Source organism: Fodinibius sp. Rm-B-1B1-1, assembly GCF_038594945.1.
Classification (GTDB): domain Bacteria; phylum Bacteroidota; class Rhodothermia; order Balneolales; family Balneolaceae; genus Fodinibius; species Fodinibius alkaliphilus.
This window is the reverse complement of the sequence record NZ_JBCFYD010000003.1, coordinates 94,066-111,031: the sequence shown is the minus strand read 5'-3', so window position 1 is coordinate 111,031 and position 16,966 is coordinate 94,066. Positions and strand designations below refer to the sequence as shown.

14 protein-coding genes are annotated in these 16,966 nt (G+C 42.7%); 5 read left to right on the top strand and 9 right to left on the bottom strand.

Annotation, left to right across the window (positions count from 1 at the left end):
• Window positions 1-128 precede the first annotated feature (128 nt).
• The 4 genes from nadB (at window position 129) to tsaD (ending at window position 4,647) form a co-directional block, all read left to right on the top strand.
• Window positions 129-1,691, top strand: a complete 1,563-nt coding sequence (gene nadB, locus AAFH98_RS14690; protein WP_342523602.1) for an L-aspartate oxidase — start codon at window positions 129-131, stop codon at window positions 1,689-1,691.
• Window positions 1,688-2,557 (top strand): carboxylating nicotinate-nucleotide diphosphorylase, encoded by an 870-nt coding sequence (gene nadC, locus AAFH98_RS14685; protein ID WP_342523600.1) that lies wholly within the window; start codon window positions 1,688-1,690, stop codon window positions 2,555-2,557. Before nadB ends, nadC begins: the two co-directional genes overlap by 4 nt.
• Before the next feature lie 21 nt (window positions 2,558-2,578).
• The gene (gene nadA / locus AAFH98_RS14680) at window positions 2,579-3,520 is read left to right on the top strand and encodes a quinolinate synthase NadA (RefSeq protein ID WP_342523597.1); all 942 of its coding nucleotides are present in this window, start codon (window positions 2,579-2,581) and stop codon (window positions 3,518-3,520) included.
• 113 nt (window positions 3,521-3,633) lie between these two features.
• On the top strand, window positions 3,634-4,647 hold the full coding sequence (tsaD, locus tag AAFH98_RS14675) for a tRNA (adenosine(37)-N6)-threonylcarbamoyltransferase complex transferase subunit TsaD (protein WP_342523596.1): 1,014 nt from the start codon (window positions 3,634-3,636) through the stop codon (window positions 4,645-4,647).
• Window positions 4,648-4,826: 179 nt separating this feature from the next.
• Here tsaD and rnhA read toward each other — a convergent pair whose 3' ends face one another.
• From rnhA to AAFH98_RS14655, 4 genes are all read right to left on the bottom strand, one after another.
• A complete protein-coding gene (rnhA, locus tag AAFH98_RS14670; RefSeq protein ID WP_342523593.1) occupies window positions 4,827-5,279 on the bottom strand; it encodes a ribonuclease HI in 453 nt (150 codons plus the stop codon).
• Window positions 5,272-6,111 carry an orotidine-5'-phosphate decarboxylase gene (pyrF, locus tag AAFH98_RS14665; protein WP_342523592.1) on the bottom strand — a complete coding sequence of 280 codons (840 nt, stop codon included), beginning with the start codon at window positions 6,109-6,111 and terminating at the stop codon, window positions 5,272-5,274. The genes rnhA and pyrF overlap by 8 nt, the downstream gene beginning before the upstream one ends.
• A 116-nt stretch (window positions 6,112-6,227) precedes the next feature.
• Complete coding sequence (locus AAFH98_RS14660) at window positions 6,228-7,607, bottom strand: SGNH/GDSL hydrolase family protein (protein ID WP_342523591.1); 1,380 nt, start codon at window positions 7,605-7,607, stop codon at window positions 6,228-6,230.
• A 21-nt stretch (window positions 7,608-7,628) separates the two neighbouring features.
• Window positions 7,629-8,882 (bottom strand): OmpP1/FadL family transporter, encoded by a 1,254-nt coding sequence (locus AAFH98_RS14655; RefSeq protein ID WP_342523590.1) that lies wholly within the window; start codon window positions 8,880-8,882, stop codon window positions 7,629-7,631.
• Between the two features lie 225 nt (window positions 8,883-9,107).
• Here AAFH98_RS14655 and AAFH98_RS14650 point away from each other — a divergent pair, with 225 nt between their 5' ends.
• Window positions 9,108-9,851 (top strand): class I SAM-dependent methyltransferase, encoded by a 744-nt coding sequence (locus tag AAFH98_RS14650; RefSeq protein ID WP_342523588.1) that lies wholly within the window; start codon window positions 9,108-9,110, stop codon window positions 9,849-9,851.
• Between the two features lie 177 nt (window positions 9,852-10,028).
• Here AAFH98_RS14650 and AAFH98_RS14645 read toward each other — a convergent pair whose 3' ends face one another.
• The 5 genes from AAFH98_RS14645 to AAFH98_RS14625 all read right to left on the bottom strand — a co-directional run bounded on the left by AAFH98_RS14645 (window position 10,029) and on the right by AAFH98_RS14625 (window position 16,955).
• Window positions 10,029-11,705, bottom strand: a complete 1,677-nt coding sequence (locus tag AAFH98_RS14645) for an SGNH/GDSL hydrolase family protein (RefSeq protein WP_342523586.1) — start codon at window positions 11,703-11,705, stop codon at window positions 10,029-10,031.
• A gap of 12 nt (window positions 11,706-11,717) precedes the next feature.
• Window positions 11,718-14,609 (bottom strand): TonB-dependent receptor, encoded by a 2,892-nt coding sequence (locus AAFH98_RS14640; RefSeq protein ID WP_342523585.1) that lies wholly within the window; start codon window positions 14,607-14,609, stop codon window positions 11,718-11,720.
• A 277-nt stretch (window positions 14,610-14,886) separates the two neighbouring features.
• The gene (locus AAFH98_RS14635) at window positions 14,887-15,555 is read right to left on the bottom strand and encodes a hypothetical protein (protein WP_342523583.1); all 669 of its coding nucleotides are present in this window, start codon (window positions 15,553-15,555) and stop codon (window positions 14,887-14,889) included.
• A 101-nt stretch (window positions 15,556-15,656) separates the two neighbouring features.
• Window positions 15,657-16,214, bottom strand: coding sequence for an aminoacyl-tRNA hydrolase (pth, locus tag AAFH98_RS14630; RefSeq protein ID WP_342523582.1), 558 nt, complete (start codon window positions 16,212-16,214; stop codon window positions 15,657-15,659).
• Between the two features lie 30 nt (window positions 16,215-16,244).
• Window positions 16,245-16,955, bottom strand: a complete 711-nt coding sequence (locus AAFH98_RS14625; protein WP_342523581.1) for a 50S ribosomal protein L25 — start codon at window positions 16,953-16,955, stop codon at window positions 16,245-16,247.
• Window positions 16,956-16,966: the final 11 nt, after the last annotated feature.

Here is a 16,966-nt window from a genome sequence, read left to right as displayed (position 1 = left end):
AATGACAGTTAAAAGCCTCTCACCATGTGGTGAGGGGCTTTTTTATTTAGTCCATGTCTTAAAACAGAAGTTAGGGGAGCTGATTTCAAAGCCTTATATTTGGAAGGAAATTTAGTGATACCTCAGAAGTGAACAGCAATATCTTTACAACAGATTTTCTAATTATTGGAAGTGGTGCTGCCGGTTTAAATGCAGCACTACATGCCAGTCAATTTGGTGAAGTTATTCTTGTTACCAAATCCAGTCTTAAAGCCAGTAGCAGTTACTGGGCCCAAGGTGGCATTGCAGCTGTATGTGATGCCAACGACAGTTTTGAAAGTCACCAACAGGATACTCTTGATGCCGGCCGCGGATATTGTGATGAGCAAGCGGTCGAAATTATAGTTAAAGAGGGATCAGAAAGGGTTCGAGAGTTAATTGATAGAGGAATGGCGTTTGATAGCTCAAATGGTAAGCTTGAACTCGGTCTGGAAGGAGGACACTCCAATCGGCGTGTGTTACATGCCAATGGAGCGGCTACCGGAAAAGCATTGATTGATTTCTTGATGGCTCAGGTTATCAACCAACCTAATATCGAAATTATTGAGAGCACTTTTGTTTATGCGTTAATGATTAATGAGGATGGGTGTTTTGGAGCTAAGGCCTATTGTTATCAGGATGAAAAATTGCTGACGTTGCAAAGTCCCATAACTATTTTAGCAACCGGCGGATATTCGAGACTATATCAGCGCAGTACCAATCCACACACCTCAACCGGTGATGGACTGTGGCTGGGATACAATGTGGGTGCCGAGCTTAAGGACTTAGAATTTATCCAATTTCATCCTACTGTTTTTTACGCCGAAGATGGGACTACCTTTTTGATTAGTGAAGCCGTCCGTGGGGAAGGAGCTCGTTTGTATAATGAAGCCGGTGAACGGTTTATGAATGATCATCCCCAAAAAGAACTGGCCCCGAGAGATATCGTTTCCCAAGAAATATTCAGACAGATCCAAGAGCATAAATCCCAATTTGTGTATCTGGATGTTCGTCATTTGGATGTTGATAAATTGCGAAATCATTTTCCTTCTTTAATGCAGCGAATTGAAGATCAAGGAGTTGATATAACATGTGAAGGTATTCCGGTTGCTCCATCTGCCCATTATTGTATTGGCGGTATTGCTACTGATTTAGATGGGCAAACATCCGTAACGGGACTTTATGCCTGTGGTGAAGTGGCTGCAACAGGAGTCCATGGGGCTAATCGATTGGCAAGCAATTCGTTGCTCGAATGTTTGGTGTTTAGTAAACGAGCGATCGATCACGCAGTTACAAATGATCGGACTGTCACCGTGACTTCTGTTCCAGGTGGTTTTGAAGTAAACAAAGAGTTGGAGCCACTTTTTTCTGAGTTACAACAGAACGTTTCCAACATATTGAGTAAGCATGTAGGAATCCAACGCCATAAAAAAGGTTTGGAAGAGGCTTATGATGTGTTCGATCAATTGCAGATGAATTTACCATCGAGCAAAAATGAATATTACACTTTGCGTTCGCAAGGAATGTTACAGATTGCAAAATTTATAACAATGTCAGCCCTGCAGCGTGAAGAAAGCCGTGGGGTGCATACACGCACCGACTATCCTGAATTGGATCCTCAAAGTAATCACAATACATTTTATAGAGAACGTTTTAAGGTTTTATCAGTATGACGAATAACTTAGATTCTATAACAGTTGATAATGTAGTTGTTGAAGCACTGATTGATCGTGCTTTTGATGAGGATGTACAATCCGGCGATGTAACTACAAATGCTATTGTTGATAAAACGCAGCAGGCACGTGCCGTTTGGGTGGCAAAAGAGCAGGGGATTGTAGCAGGACTCGATGTTGCAAAGCAAGTGTTTGAATATTTGGATCCTTTAGTAGTCTGGGAACCGAATGTTGAAGATGGAACTATAGTAGACGAAGGTACTGAAATCGTTACTCTAAAAGGAAGAGCCCGAGCACTTTTGACCGCCGAGCGGATTGCCTTGAATATAGCTCAGCGAATGTCTGGAATTGCTACTATGACACAAAAGTTTGTAGATGCTGTTGATGAATATTCTGTAGAAATTTTAGATACTCGAAAAACGGTTCCGGGCTTTCGGCAGTTAGATAAATATGCCGTACAGGCCGGTGGCGGAACGAATCACCGCATGGGACTCTACGATATGGCTATGGTTAAAGATAATCATATTGTGGCAGCAGGGAATATCACAGAAGCAGTTCAGAAGATTAGAAACTCCAGTCCTGAGATTCAAGTTGAGGTAGAGACTGTGACTTTAGATCAGGTAAGAGAAGCGCTTGCCGCTGGGGCCGATGTCATTATGCTTGATAATATGAGTATTGAGCAGATGAACAAAGCCGTGGAAATTATTGGTTCGAGAGCTCATACTGAAGCATCGGGCAATGTAACACTTGATACTGTGAAAGAAATTGCTGCGACTGGTGTGGATTATATTTCCATTGGAGCGCTAACACATTCGGTGAAAGCGTTCGATATTAGTCAGCGTTTAACGTATATCAATAATCATTAGAAGTAGAATTCAATAACAATTATGAAGACCCAGGAACTTGTTGATGGGATTAAGAAACTAAAAGAAGAAAAGAATGCGGTCATCTTAGGACATAATTACATGGTGCCTGAGGTGCAGGATATTGCTGATTATTTGGGTGATTCTCTTGGTCTTTCGCACCAGGCGGCCGAAACGGATGCCGAGATGATCGTTTTTTGTGGCGTACACTTTATGGCGGAGACAGCGTCGATTATTTCGCCGGATAAAACGGTGCTTATTCCTGATTTAGATGCCGGTTGTTCATTGGCCGACAGTATTACCGTTGAACAGCTTCGGGAGTGGAAAACAGAGCATCCTGATGCAGTAGTAGTTACCTACATTAATACGACAGCAGCTATTAAAGCCGAGTGTGATTATTGCTGTACCTCTTCGAATGCCGTAGATATTGTGGAGTCGATTCCCGAGGATAAAGAAATTCTGTTTTTACCGGATAAGTTTTTGGGATCCTATGTAGAGATGGTTACCGGACGCGAGCTTAATATATGGGACGGTGCGTGTCATGTGCACGAAAAAATTGGAGAAGTTAATTTAGCCGAAAAACAGGAAGAATATCCCGATGCTGAAATTTTGATACATCCCGAATGTGGTTGCTCAACCTCTTGTATGATGAAATCGGCCATGTATTTTGATTGTAAAGACGGTCATATTCACTCCACCAGTGGTATGTTAGAGCAAGCGCAAGAATCGGATGCCGAAGAATTTGTAGTGGCTACGGAGACCGGCATATTGCATCGCATGCGAAAAGAAAATCCAGGTAAGAAGTTTTACCCGGCGAATGAAAATGCAGTTTGTGAATACATGAAAATGATCAATCTCGAGAAGTTGTATGATGCCTTGAAATACGAGCAGTATGAGGTGAAAGTAGATGCTGAATTGGCCGAGCGGGCCCATTTGCCAATCGAACGAATGTTGAGCATCGCCTAAAACATTACAATTGTTTTAATTTTTGATAGACTCTTGAAAACTGCATGTCATCCTGAACTTGTTTCAGGATCTGTAAACCCTTCAAAAGTCATTTAGATTTTAGAAAGTATCTCATGAATATCTTAGGTATAGAGTCATCATGTGATGAAACGGCGGCGGCTGTTTATACAGATGGTGGCTTGCAGTCAAATATTATAGCTTCGCAAGCAGTGCATGAGCAGTATGGAGGAGTCGTGCCCGAGTTGGCTTCCCGAGCTCATCATAAAACGATTTGGCGTACAGTGCAGCAATCGCTGGATGAAGCTGATACTTCACTGGACGCTATTGATGCCGTAGCCGTAACACAAGGGCCTGGGCTGATGGGGTCGCTGCTGGTAGGACTTTGTTTTGCCAAAGGATTGTCTCTTTCCCGAAATATTCCACTTGTAGGAGTCAATCATATGGATGCACATATCTATGCTAATTTCATTGATAATCAGCCGGAATATCCGTTTGTGTCGCTTACGGTTTCTGGTGGACATACACAGTTAGTTCATGTTACGGGGGCTTTTGAGCATACATTATTGGGACAAACCCGTGACGATGCGGCCGGAGAAGCCTTTGATAAAATTGGGAAAATATTAGGTCTACCATATCCCGCAGGTCCGGTTATTGATGAGCGATCGAAGCAGGGAGATCCTGATTTTCATGACTTTCCGCAGGCAATGCTGGACAACGATTTTGAGTTTAGTTTTTCGGGATTAAAGACCGCAGTGAAATACTTTCTTGAGGAGCAGGATAATCGGGAGCAATTTCTGGAAGATCATGTGGATGATATTTGTGCCAGCGTTTCGTATGCCATTACTGAAGTTCTTGTGAAAAAGTTGCGTAATGCCATTGAGCATACAAAAGTGAGCACTATAGCTCTTGCAGGAGGGGTATCTGCAAACTCCATGCTGCGCAGAAAAGCTACTGAATTAGCTGAACAAACAGGGTGTACATTGTACATCCCCAAGTTAGCCTACTGCACTGATAACGCTGCGATGATTGCTATCACCGGTTATATGATGGCCGAACGCCAAATGTATGCGGATATGAATATGAAGCCCTTTGCAAACTTGAAGGCCCTGGAGAGAATGAATATGTAAGGAGGGGTTACCAAAACCTTTTTGAAATTGCTATACCTAAGGTATTAGCTCAGCGATTACACACATTTTACAGTATAGCTTTTCACATCAATCCCTATGTTTTATCAAAAACATGCGCATGATTTAGACAAAACATAACTATCTTTTGATAAAAACATAGTTATGTTTTTAGGGATCAGTTATTGAAAACGCTTGGAAGCTGCCACAGCTAACGCATCTACTCGATTATTGCGTTCATTATCAGCATGACCTTTGACCTTAATCCATTCAACCTTATGAGGTTTCATAGCTTCAAGCATCTCCTTCCATAAATCCTGATTTTCAACCGGTTTTTTATTCGCCTTTTTCCATCCACGCTTTTGCCAACTGTCAATCCAGCCCTGCTTAAAAGCATTAACAATAAGCGCACTGTCACTGTGGATTTTTACATGGCAGGGTTGGTTAATAGCATTTAGTGCTTCGATGACGGCGCGCATCTCCATACGGTTATTTGTGGTATGGTCGGCCCCGCCGGTGAGTTCCTTTTCTTCCCCGTTCCATTGCAGGAGTACGCCCCATCCACCCGGGCCAGGGTTTCCGCTGCAGGCACCATCTGTGAATACAATAACCGTTTTCCTCTTTTTGTTAGACATAGCGTTTAGTAATTGGAGCTAATTTTGCAGTTGTATGTTGTGCAGATTCGGCTACAGCCGTCGCCCAGTTTGAAGAATCTCCTCCGGCATAAATAATGCTTCGGCTCGAGTTGATAAGCGGAATTCCAGAATGCTGATCCAGCACCTCATTTAGTGCCGATATTGATCCCCCCTGTTTACCCACCCCGGGAATAAGTAGTGGTGATTCAGAAAACTGGTTGATAACTGGGGTCAGCTCGTTTGCCTTTGTTGCGCCAACCACCATTCCAATGGCTGTTTTACTGTTTCTTTGTTTTGTACGAAGTTCTTTAGCTATGAAGCTGGAAACAGTTTTTCCATTCGATAAATTTTTTAGCAGAATATCTTTGGCACCGATATTTGAGGTAAGCGTGAGTACGTAAACCCCTTTTGTGGCATTATTCAGAAAGGGATCAAGCGTTTCAAAACCCATCAATGGGTTCAGGGTTACTGCATCTACTGCAAAGCGTTTGAAAAAGGCTTTGGCATAGTGTTCAGCGGTGGAACTGATATCCCCGCGTTTAGCATCAGCAATAACGATTTTATCTTCTGGAATATGATCTAAAATATTAGCAAATGTATCCCATCCGTTAGGGCCCAAGGCCTCAAAAAAACCTAAGTTAGGTTTGTAGGCCGCACAGTAATCAGCCGTTACATTAATTACTTTTTTGAGGAACTGCTCTACTTTTTGGTGGGCAGGTTGATCCGAGGAAATAATAGGTTCCGGCATGAGGTCGAGATTGGGATCAAGACCTACACACAAGGTAGAACGATTCTTTTTTACCGTTGATAGAAGTTTTTCGTTAAAAGTCATTTAGTAAATCAATTTAAGTTCAGCGGAAGATACAAAGGGCAAGAGGGAATCGAAATCCTACTAATAAAAAAAGCGGAGGGGAATCCCCTCCGCTTTGGTAATGTGATTCGTTAATGTTAATTGGCTACAGGAAACCCTTCCGGAATTTTGGATACATTTATTTTCTCAATTCCCGCATTCATGGAGTTGTTAATTGCTTCAATAGTTTCGTTGGCAATAACAGCAGATCCCCGGTTTGTGGGATGTACGCCATCAAAACTGAACAGCTCTCCGGGCACTGGCCGCAGATTTAGTCCATTTGTTTGGTAGCCCTCTTCGCCCCCAGAACTCTGAAAGGTATTAAAGGTTTCAGCGAAGATCTGATTGATATCTACAACCGTAAATCCAGCAGAAGCAGCCACATTCTCAATAGTGGCATTATACTGTTGGACAGCACCGGCTGCCTGTTCCAATTCAGAACTACCTTGCGGGCCTCCCGCAGGTCCATCAAGCACTAACTGATCGGGAATTGCTGTTTGTGGTTGAACCGGAGGTTGAGCTTCTCCGGCTTGAACTTGCGCAAAATATTCTTGGGCCGAAAGCAGAGGAAAATCTGCTTGACGCATAACACGTGATCCGCCATTAGCTTCAATATAGATATCGAAATTCCCTTGCTCGGTCACCAGTTGGTAACTTTGGCTTTCCTCATTGTATACTATCGCTCCTTGTTGTTCTAACTGTGTTCTAAGATAGAATACATAGGGAATAGTAGTTACATCGGGAATATTATATACGACCACATTTGCTCCCGTTGATCCAAGCGCTTGTGCTGAGCCTTGGTAAAGCTGATCGAAATCATTGGGATTGGTAATCGGTTGCCCTTCTCCACCAGAAGTAACAAAGCCTAATACATCGTTATTGCCTAACCAAAAGGTAACAAGAGAAGGATCTTGTTTGGCAACTTGGTTATGTAGGTTAGGTGCATCTTTTGCCAGTTCTGATTGTTCTATCACAATGCCGTAAAAGGGATTATAATCGGGACGACTGTCATCAGTTGCTCGTTCTTTTAAATCCCCGCTGTTATTTGGATTTAAATAATCGACAAGCACAGCACCGGGAATCCCAAGGTTAGCAAATGGTTTTTCTGCTTGTGTGGTTGGAGAACCCATGGAACTATTTGTAATTGTCTGAACGGGATCCAGATTCGTGAGTTCAATACGTCCATCTCCACTGCTGATGCCCGGATCGCTGATGATTGGCTGTGTAAAACCCTCCGACTGATTTACTTGCCGTGCAATAAGGTTTGGATAAGAGTATTTCTGTCCGGATTGATAAAGTGCATTATTCTGGAATCCAGCAGTCAAACTGTTACCCACAGCAACATATGAAGAAAAATCAGCATCGCCGGTATCGACTGGATCAACATCCAGATCCTGATAATCCTCACAGGCTGTAAAAAGTGCCAGTATCAGAACCAGCGAAAGTAATTTTTTGGAATGTGTCAGTAAATAATTCATAGCGTAAGTCCCTTTATTCAATTATAAATTCAGTGTAAAGCCTAAGCCCGGTAGATTGGCATAGGTAGTATAGACACCGTCAATAGCACCCTCGTGTGTATTGGTTACCTTGCGTTGTTTGGCCCGGATAAAGATGTATGAAGCGTCAACAGCCAAGTAATCGGTAACCTGGTAGCTTAGTCCACCTGAAAATAACCAGCGGTCGGAATCTGGGAGGGTGGGATCCACATAGCGATCTCGAATAGGGTTTTCATCATACGCAATACCCCCGCGAACGGTGAGATTTTCAACGGGCAGTTCCGTGTATTCAGCACCAAAGCGCAGCTGCCAAGAATCTTTGTAATTTCGTTCATTGGTGATAGTATTACCTCCCAGTGCAGGTACTGGCTGATCAAACTCAATATTCAATTCATCATAACTGGACCAGCCCCACCACACGTAATCAAGTTCGGTAGTTAATCCTTCAATAGGTTCTACATTGAGGGCGACAACATAACTGGCAGGCAGCGTAATTTCGGCTCCACCTTGTGCCGAGGAGGGGAATCCTACGCTTAGGTTTTGGAAGGTAGCATCCCCCTCAAATTCAGTGGTAACTTCGCTACGGTACATAAAGCCGAGCGTTATGTTATCGGTGGGATCATATTGAACACCGGCATTAAATCCAAAAGCCGGTTCCTTGAGTTCTCCATCGAGGGTAAAAGTGCCTTCGGGGCTAAAAGAAGTAACAGCACGACTTAGTTTTACTTCTCCATGTGCTGCAATTCTAAGACCGGCCCCAACACGGATGTTCCCAATACCTGTATTGGAGAATTCATAACCAACAGATGGAGTAACAAATAGTGTTTGAATACTGGTTTCAATAGAGGAACCTCTACCTACCCAATCTTCAGGCCATTTTGTGCCTAAACCAAATGGAGCATTGACGCCAATACCCGCCGTCAGATTATCGGTTATTTGATATGACCCATAGAAATTAGGTACAAGAAATTCCTGTTTCTCCATTACAGTTTCTTGTCCGGCAGGGGCCAGGGGGGAGAGGTTTCGGAAGGTGGAACGTGGAGCAATAATAGTGGCTCCGCCCGTGATGTTTATACCTTCTAATCCGCCCAGACCTGCAGGATTGTAAAAGATAGAAGAGGCATCTTCAGCATAGGCCGAGAATGCACCGAGCATTCCATTGGCTCGTACGCTGGCTTCATAGATCGAGAATCCGCTTGAGTAAGCCGATCCCGAACACATCAATAATAGAAATACCGTAGCTATTAGTTTTCGCATAGATTCAAAAGTGTTTTGTTAGGTTTAAAAGATCGTCATGTAAATGATTTGTTCTAAACACTATTATATTGTAACCGGTTTCAGTATTAATCATAATTAAAAAGTTAACAGTGTTAACTATAAAAAATTAAAAGATCAGCAAATATAAAAGGGAAGGTTTGCAATAGGGTTACTTTTTTACTTCATTCGTGCATTAAATAATGTAAATATTATTAATACTGATGTATGGATTGGTTTGAAGAGTGGTTTGACAGTCCACTTTATGAAAAACTGTATGCCGATCGCGATGAAAAAGAAGCAGAACAATTAATTGAGTTTTTAGAACACACGCTTTTATCAGAGAAGTATCATTCTATTTTAGATTTGGGGTGCGGCCGGGGACGACATTCGCATAATTTAGCTAAACGTGGATATGATGTTACAGGCATAGATCTTTCTCCTGCAGCTATACAAACAGCCAAGGAAAAGGCTGATGAGCTTGGGTTAACGAATACGCGCTTTGAAGTTAGAGATATGCGAAATCCACTGCCCCAACAGTTTGATGCGATTGTCAACTTGTTTACGACTTTCGGCTATTTTAAAGATGACGATGAAAATGCTTCGGTGCTGGATAGTGTTACAGCAATGTTGAAGAGGGAGGGGCTTTTTGTTTTCGATTATTTAAATGCTGAAAAAGTGAGACAAAACTTTGTACCTGAAGAAAAGGGAGAGTTTCAGGAGCTTAGATATGAGATTAAACGATATATCAAAAATGGTGCAATTCATAAAGACATAGCATTTGCAGGAGATAAATTGGACAAACCTCGTGTATACTGGGAGCGTGTAAAGTTGTATGGACTGGATTGGTTTGAGAAGGAGATGGCGAAACGTGATCTTAAAATTATAGATGTGAATGGAGATTATCAGGGGAGTGATTTTGATCCGCAAAAGAGTCCGCGGTTACTAATTATCAGCAAATTAACCAAGTAAATACAGGTAGTGCCGATGGAACGGTGTGGAATTAGTTAAACTTCTATCAGAACTTATTTATTGACGTTCTAAAACAGTGTTTAGAGATGACTCATCTTAAAATAAAAGGGACTGCCTTATTTGGAGACAGTCCCTTGATATAAATACGTTAGCCATCAGATCGGTTTGGAAAGATTTCTACATATCAAAAGTAATTTTACCGATTTCGGCTACTGTTTTTTGCTGTTGTTGGCTTACACAATCTCCTGCACAAAGCTGCACGCTGGGCAGATTAAGGACATCCACATCCGGTATGTCAGCACCAAAAGCATCCTCAATGACCTTTATAAACTCATTAGCAAGTATCGCATTTCCACGGGCATTGGGATGGATGCCATCGGTAGAAAAAACGCCATTGGGACTAAAGTCTGGCTGTAAAAGCGTACCCTGAACGCGAATGCCCAGTTCACCATCAATACCAAACAGATCAGCAAAAGCGCCCATTTCGGTATTAGGATTCCCCGGAAAGCCGGCGTTAATATCGAACAGGGCTAATCGATCAGAATGTTGAGCAGTTTTGGTAGCAATGGTTGTATTAAATGCAGTAGTTCGATTCTGAATTTCAACCTGTTCCTGAACGGTCAGGTAATAAGCATCACCAAATGCAGAGGACTGGGAATCAAAACCAAGTGGAATGACAACGCCAATAGTAGTAGGGGTTTCACTTTGGGGATTATACTCTGTCCCCAAAACAGAACCAGCTGATAATGTTACCAGTTCATCAGCAGTAAGCGGTCGTGATTGTTCGTAGGGTACTAAGGCCTGCCGCTGCTCTTGAGGGAGACCCAGCGCGTCAAATTCATTCTCTAAATCATCCAACGCAGGATCATTTACTAAAATAGGATTGTTTCCTTCTTGATAATTTATCTTACGAGCATCCATATCTTCTTGTGAGCGATTGGGAAAGTTTGCTGCAACGGCATCTAAGGCATCATTAACACCAGCCAATGCCTGATTGAGTTGCATGGCTTCCTCTTCCGCCAATTCGATTGCATCGTACGACACGGCTTGGAAGAATGGAATAGCGGTTACTGGTGGAATGGTTGCAACGATACCACTGGCCTCTGAATTATTTAACAGCTGATCTACCGTTTTGTTAAAGTAATTCTCAAAATCTTGCTCCGCGGTCAGAATATTTGGGTTTGATGCGCCCGAAATGGCATATCCTAAAACATCATTATTGCCAATCCAGAGCGTAAAAAATGATGGTTGGGCAGCCAAAACATCACCTATGATGGTAGAGCTTCCGGGACTGCTTGCAAAACGGGCATAAAAAGGGTTGTAAGCCTGGGTCTGTGGATTGCCGGTATCTTCGGTCAACAGTTGGCCTACGACGATACCCGGAACGCCGAAGTTATTAAGTTCGGCAGTATTTCCATCATAGGAAGCAATTTCATCACCTCCCACAGTGGGAGAGGGGCCCGGAATGCTGGTATCGAGTTTGTATCTGCCCAAGATTGTTCCGTTTTGGGGATTGGGATCAACAGAGGTATTAAAACCCAGCTCAGAATTGATATCCGGTTGGTTAAAATTGCCGGAGCCTCCTGCAAGTTGCATCTGTTGGTGAAGCAGGGCGGCCAGCGAATATTCTTGTCCCATATTATAGAGGGCACCATCCATATAGCCGGCTGTTAGGGAGTTTCCAATGGCTACATAGTTGCTAAAGTCAGCAGATCCGGCATCACCTGAAACTTCATCCGGCGTCGGATTTTCTTCAAGCTGCTCTTCCACCAGTGAATCATAGTTGCCTTCACATGCGAATACAAAAACGACAGCAAATACAAGTACATAAATTGTTTTGAAGTAGGATGTCATGGTGTCAATAGTTTAATTCATAAATTGATCGAAGGTAAAGGATACCATGTAAATGGCTCCAAGCCGTGGGTTACCAAATGAAGTTACATGTTGGCTGTTTAGGATATTGCTTCCGCTTAGCTTAATTGAAGTATTAAACTGTGGGATGCGATAGCTAACCTGGGCATCAAGCGTGCCATATGAATCTATGACTCCTTTTCCGAATGAAGATTCCCATAAGAAGGCATCTTGCCAGCGATATACCACATTAAAACCAACTTGGTCGGTGAGTTTGCGGTTTTCGAGTTGGATATTATATCGCCATTCGGGGGTGTTATATTCGGCGCGGAAGCCTTGGTCAATCAAATCTTCTTGCGAGATGAGCTTGTTAAAAGCGACATTTCCTCCTAATGAAAATCCATTCCCCAGAACATACTTGGTTTCGAAGGCAAAGCCGTGAGCTTCAACCGTACCATCCGCATTCACATCAAAACCGTAAGACTGGAGACGGCCGTCATTATTTGGAAAGTTATTGGTGATAATGGCATCCCTGCGTTCTTCTTCACTGTTGAATCCACTGGGTACCGGATCAAATCCATCGCGAGCATCTTCATTTCCTCGCTCGTTAATATCAACGGCCTGTGTAAACCGGATCTCGGCAATAAAATCTTTGTAAGCACTATAATAATAGTACGCATCCAAAAAGAGCTTATTTCCGATCAGTGTTTTATATCCGATTTCATAAGAATCAACCTTCTCCGTTTTGAACTCATCAAATGTAACCGGTTCCAGCAAAGCTCGTGCTTCGCCCATAGATGCACCTTCGTTAAGGGCTTGTCGTGCTTCAGCAATGCTATTTTCGTAGTAAACGGTATTCGTTTCAAAGTTATACCGGTCAACCAGTTGCGGATTACTTCCAATCAGACGTCGTTGTACCACATCCAGATCAATAAACTGGGTTTGCGTATTGGGCATACGAAATCCACGCTGATAGGAAGCACGAATATTATGATTGCCAGCGATTGTAAATACAGCTGATAATCTTGGGCTCAACTGCCCGTCAAAATATTTGTTTTTATCGTACCGAAGTGATCCTTGTAGGTCTAATTGATCATCCAGTACTGTTTTCGAAGCTTGTGCATAAGCTCCAAACTCATCAATATCGAATTCTTCACCGTTATCGCGTAAGGCGAAAAGCGTACCTTCGGAGTTGAGGTCATAACGGCGTACACTTCCTCCTACAATAAGTTCAACGGTAGAAGGATCGATGATATCTGCAAAGTTATACTTGGTTTCGGCATGCCACAGTGCTGTTTTCTCGACAAACAAGGCACCGCCTTCCGAAATCGGGGTACTTCGTAATTGATTAGATAGGCTTTCAAATTGTTGGGTTCCGGGCTGCACTTGTGCATTATTACCTGCTACCCGGGCTTGCGCATGGGCTTCTTCAACCGTTGCCCCTTGGGTTCGGGCATTAGCAAAGGTTTGAAAATAGGCAGGAACAAAGCTTTCCACATTTATCAGTGTAGCCAGGGTATTTGCAGCATAGGTATCTCCGGCATCTTCCTGAGTAGTATAAGCACGGACAAAGAAGTTAGGATTTTTGAGTTCTAACTTTGCTGTCCAGATATTGAAATCATCCAATACAAACCGATCATTTGCGGTATAGACCGAACTGCCGGCTCCCCAATTGAATTGTCCCAATACTTCGTAGTCATCGGTAACACGATAGTGCAGCGCGGTTCCTAACTTCAAACTTTCCGAGGTATTATCTACGAATGATGATTCTGGAAAGCCGGTAGGGGTAAATGCGCCTGCTTCGCCATCTGGTAATAGATTACGAATAGCAGCTACATTTTGATTCCCCTGCGCAATTTGTTGGTCTGCTATCTGTCCAATGGTTAGAAGCTGATTCCCATAAACATTTACGCCGTTATACACGCGGTTTCCGTTGCGTGATGTCGCTCCTCGTTCCACGGCTCCAAAAGAAGCGGGCCCCATATCGCGGGTATCTTGGGCTACAAAATCTTGAGCACGGAGGTATGAGAAATTAAACTTATAGGCAAATTTGTTATTCACAGCATTGGCATAACGCAATCCATAATCTTGGTAGAGTTGGGGATTATCTTCGACATTTGAATCGAAATGATTGGCTCCCATTTTTACCTGTGCCGAAAGTCCCTGGTATTCGAACGGACTTTTACTGTTGAGTAAAAGAATACCATTTAAGGCATTGGGGCCATAGAGGGCTGAGGCAACACCCGGAATAAGTTCGGCACTTTCCAGATCCAACTCTGGAATACCTACGACGTTGCCCACAGGAAAGTTTAGGCCCGGGGCTTGGTTGTCGATTCCATCGATGAGTTGTACAAAACGTGTATTGCCATTGGCATTAAAACCCCGTGTGTTTATGGATTTAAAAGTGATACTCTGTGTGCTAAAGTCAACTCCTTTTAAATTGGCAATAGATTCGTAAAAACTTGGTGATGCAGCTTGTTGAATGCCAATAGCATCTATTTTTTCGATTGATACCGGTGACTCTAAAATGTTTTCTTCAACTCGTGATGCTGAGACCACAACTTCATCCCCGACAATAGCCGCTTCGGTGAGTTCGACGGTTAAATCTGTTACCGAAGACTCCGTGATTTCAATTTCTCTTGTTTTGAATCCAACCATCGAAAAAACAAGCGTGAGAGGAGGAGATTGCTGGACATTCAGAGTAAATGTTCCATCTACCCCGGTTGAGGTTCCAATTACCTTTCCTTTGACACTTACATTTACCCCACCCATTGTAGTGCCCTCATCAGCAACGATAACGGTTCCTGATATTTGGGTTTGGCCATAGGCCGTATTACTGGTAAACCAGGTAAAGGCAAATCCGATTACGCCAAGTAATGCTACCTTTTTTAGAATCGATCTGTTCATAGGTTTTTAGATTTAGTGAATGTTAAATAGTAAGGGGATGACAGCAATCATTTACCTATAGCTGATGGTTTATAGCCAACGTATCACCGGTCCACTGATTTCTGCAATATGATTTTGATATAGATATATCAACCATGAACCCATCACCCTTTAAATTAATTTAATGTATCCCAGCAAGACTTAATAATATTAAGTCTTAAATAACAAAAAGGGAAGGTGTTTTAAAAATTTAGGATAGGATAGGCCGTATTTTGGGTTTGTTATAGTCAGGAAGGGACTATAAGGTCGTTGATTGAAACACTTCCTCCGCTCCATGGGGCAGTTTATCTAAGGTCCATGTTTCGAAATAAAAATGTCGTTCCGATTTCATTCGCTTATTATTGATACTGAAAAATCGGAAGTTATTATCAACTAAGGGTTGAAAGGCTTCAAATAGTTGATCATATATGTTTTTCTCAGAAAAGAGATGTAAGTCAAATCCGTGATGAGCGGGTTCTTTGTAGATAAGATAGGCCCCCGATTCAATAATAGATCGAATTTCTTCTTTCTTATGACCTACTTTCGATTCCTCATCTAAGGTAAGCGCGGTTAAATCTACCTCTAATGATTGATCGGGATTTTTTATAATAACTGCCTCACCAAAAGCAATGTTCTCAAATGCCCGGGGCAGAGAGGGGAAGGATTTATTATTAGTAGAGATAATAGACTGGTTGTTAAATACCTTATTTAATTGGTCAAGAACGTCCTTACTTTTTGAGAGGGCATTGATTCCAAATTTTTCGTCGTCTAAACTGGTCCCTGTGATATAGAACTTGGAGTAGGTCGGATCGGGGTGCATAAAATCTTGAAGCGTAGCCTCTACCTCTTCTTTAGATTTATTGGCATTACGTTTGGCTAATCTGTCAAGACGCAGATCATGATTGAAGAAGAGTTTGAAAATATCCATAAATAGTGGTGCGTATTAGGCATTGTATAGAAGAAATGACAAGGGTAAAAGATATGCAATACGTATTACGTATTAAACTCAAAAAAGAGGATAGCCAGTATTTAATTGAACTCGTTCATTGCTTGATCAATCCCTTCTCTTACAAAACAAAGGGCAGCATCGACGGCCTCATCCAGCGTAGTATCGATGATTGTACGTTCGTCATCAGAAAAAGAGGAAAGTACGTGTTGTACCTGTTGACCTTGAGGGAAATCATCGCCAATGCCAATGCGTAACCGGGGAAATGACTTTGTTCCCAGCTGGTTGATAATATCTTTGATTCCATTATGGCCTGCCGCACTACCTCCGGGGCGCAAACGGATCGTACCAACGTCTAAAGCCAAATCATCATAACATACCAGACAGTTGCTGATATCTTCTTTATACCAATTGATGGCTTCAGAAACAGCTTTCCCACTATTATTCATATAGGTAGTGGGTTTTATCAAATAGATGGAATGACGAGCGTGATTTCCTTTACCAACATGAAAAGGGCCTTTCCCAGGCCCCATTCGTGCTGACAATGATGTTGCCAGCTTATCGATAAATTCAAAACCGATGTTATGACGAGTGCCAGCGTACTTACTTCCGGGATTTCCCAGACCTATAATTAACGGCATAGAGCAGTTACGCTGGTTTGGTCAATACTATTATTCGGTATCCTCTTCGTCGCCTTCGGCTTCTTCGCCCTCTTCGGCTTCTTCACCTTCTGTAGCTTCTTCGCCTTCTGCAAGTTCTTCTCCTTCTTCGAGCTCTTCTTCGCCTGGCTCTTCGGTAATGAGGGAAGAGGTAAGCAGAGCTTCGGATTTTGGAGGACGAATAGTTACAAGTGTACGACCAAGATCGTCGAGCGGAATAATACCTTCAAGTTCCAGATCACGGACGTGCAAAGAATCTCCGATTTGTAGTTCGCTGATATCCACCGTATAAGCTCCCGGAATACGATCAGGCGTAACACGAATGCGCAGAATATGCATTGGTTGGAAAATTCGACCACCGCCTTCGGTAACCCCAACAGGCGTTCCTTCAAGCTTGATGGGAACACTTAGGCTCACTTTATGGTCATCAGCTAACACGTAAAAGTCAGCGTGTACTGGACGGTCAGTCAGCGGATGAAATTCAACTTCCTTAAGAAGAGTACGATACTCATCGCCATCAACTGTGATGGTGAGAATCTGTCGCTGGCTTTCGGCCAGAATTTTTTCAAATTCCAATTCGTCGATCGAAAAGTGAACATTCTCATCAACTTCGGGCCCATACAGAACGCACGGTACTCGCATGGCATCGCGCAAAGCATCAGCTGCTTTACGACCTGTTTCTCGGACTTTTCCTTCTAATTCTACTACTTCGGGAGTAATCATAATGCTAAAAA

What these genes read in the sequence shown, in the direction of transcription:
- tsaD (WP_342523596.1), top strand. Translation starts at nt 3,634, where the DNA reads ATGAATATCTTAGGTATAGAGTCATCATGTGATGAAACGGCGGCGGCT.
- nadC (WP_342523600.1), top strand. Translation starts at nt 1,688, where the DNA reads ATGACGAATAACTTAGATTCTATAACAGTTGATAATGTAGTTGTTGAA.
- pyrF (WP_342523592.1), bottom strand. Translation starts at nt 6,111, where the DNA reads ATGACTTTTAACGAAAAACTTCTATCAACGGTAAAAAAGAATCGTTCT.
- nadA (WP_342523597.1), top strand. Translation starts at nt 2,579, where the DNA reads ATGAAGACCCAGGAACTTGTTGATGGGATTAAGAAACTAAAAGAAGAA.
- AAFH98_RS14660 (WP_342523591.1), bottom strand. Translation starts at nt 7,607, where the DNA reads ATGAATTATTTACTGACACATTCCAAAAAATTACTTTCGCTGGTTCTG.
- AAFH98_RS14645 (WP_342523586.1), bottom strand. Translation starts at nt 11,705, where the DNA reads ATGACATCCTACTTCAAAACAATTTATGTACTTGTATTTGCTGTCGTT.
- AAFH98_RS14655 (WP_342523590.1), bottom strand. Translation starts at nt 8,882, where the DNA reads ATGCGAAAACTAATAGCTACGGTATTTCTATTATTGATGTGTTCGGGA.
- AAFH98_RS14650 (WP_342523588.1), top strand. Translation starts at nt 9,108, where the DNA reads ATGGATTGGTTTGAAGAGTGGTTTGACAGTCCACTTTATGAAAAACTG.
- rnhA (WP_342523593.1), bottom strand. Translation starts at nt 5,279, where the DNA reads ATGTCTAACAAAAAGAGGAAAACGGTTATTGTATTCACAGATGGTGCC.
- AAFH98_RS14635 (WP_342523583.1), bottom strand. Translation starts at nt 15,555, where the DNA reads ATGGATATTTTCAAACTCTTCTTCAATCATGATCTGCGTCTTGACAGA.
- AAFH98_RS14625 (WP_342523581.1), bottom strand. Translation starts at nt 16,955, where the DNA reads ATGATTACTCCCGAAGTAGTAGAATTAGAAGGAAAAGTCCGAGAAACA.
- AAFH98_RS14640 (WP_342523585.1), bottom strand. Translation starts at nt 14,609, where the DNA reads ATGAACAGATCGATTCTAAAAAAGGTAGCATTACTTGGCGTAATCGGA.
- pth (WP_342523582.1), bottom strand. Translation starts at nt 16,214, where the DNA reads ATGCCGTTAATTATAGGTCTGGGAAATCCCGGAAGTAAGTACGCTGGC.